Here is a 1,013-nt window from a genome sequence, read left to right on the forward strand (position 1 = left end):
GGTTACATTCCGAACCCGGAAGCTAAGCCTTACAGCGCCGATGGTACTGCAGGGGGGACCCTGTGGGAGAGTAGGACGCCGCCGAACAATTATTCAAGGCCGCGGCCCCAGCGACTCGCTGGGGCCGCGGCCTTTTTGTGTTTTGCGAACGAGTAGTACCCCGGCAGGCCGGGACCTTCGCCCAGGCGGAGTGTTCCGGGATGTCGGACAATGGAGATGGTGCGCGGCCAGGAGGCCGGCGCCGAAACCGCGTGACGGCAGCGGAGTTGCTCAGTCCGCGGTGGAGCTGAAGCAGCAGAAGGAGTCACCACGATGTCGAACCAGCCCCAGGACCGTCCCGAGCGTCGATCGGACGACGGCCGAGGCTACGAGCCCCGGTCCCGTGGGGGCTGGTCGAACGACCGTGGCGGCGCCCGTCGGGACGACCGTCAGGGCGGCGGCGGCTTCCGCCGTGACGACCGCCCCTCGGGTGGTGGTTTCAACCGTGACGACCGTCCGCGTCGTGACGACCGTCCGTCCGGTGGCGGTTTCAACCGCGACCGCGACGACCGCGGTGGCTTCCGTCGTGACGACCGTCCTTCTGGTGGCGGTTTCAACCGTGACCGTGGGGACCGTCCCTCGGGTGGTTTCAACCGCGATGACCGTGGTGGCGACCGTGGCGGCTTCCGTCGTGACGACCGCCCGTCCGGTGGCGGTTTCAACCGCGACCGTGGGGACCGCCCGTCCGGTGGTGGCGGTTTCCGTCGCGATGACCGTCCGGGTGGTTTCAACCGTGACCGTGACGACCGTCCGCGTCGTGACGACCGTCCGTCCGGTGGCGGTTTCAACCGCGACCGCGACGACCGCGGTGGCTTCCGTCGTGACGACCGCCCCTCGGGCGGTGGTTTCAACCGTGACCGTGGGGACCGTCCCTCGGGTGGTTTCAACCGCGATGACCGTGGTGGCGACCGTGGCGGCTTCCGTCGTGACGACCGCCCCTCCGGTGGCGGCTTCAACCGCGACCGTGGCGACCG

The 1,013-nt window shown here is 69.2% G+C and carries 1 rRNA gene and 1 pseudogene; both read left to right on the top strand.

The annotated features are described in order from the left end of the window. Positions 1-87, top strand: a 5S ribosomal RNA gene (rrf, locus tag AB0O19_RS30260); the annotation flags it as partial. Between the two features lie 309 nt (positions 88-396). After that, positions 397-1,013: pseudogene (locus tag AB0O19_RS30265) on the top strand (hypothetical protein); the annotation flags it as partial.

This window comes from Kitasatospora sp. NPDC091276 (assembly GCF_040684355.1).
Taxonomy (GTDB): Bacteria; Actinomycetota; Actinomycetes; order Streptomycetales; family Streptomycetaceae; genus Kitasatospora.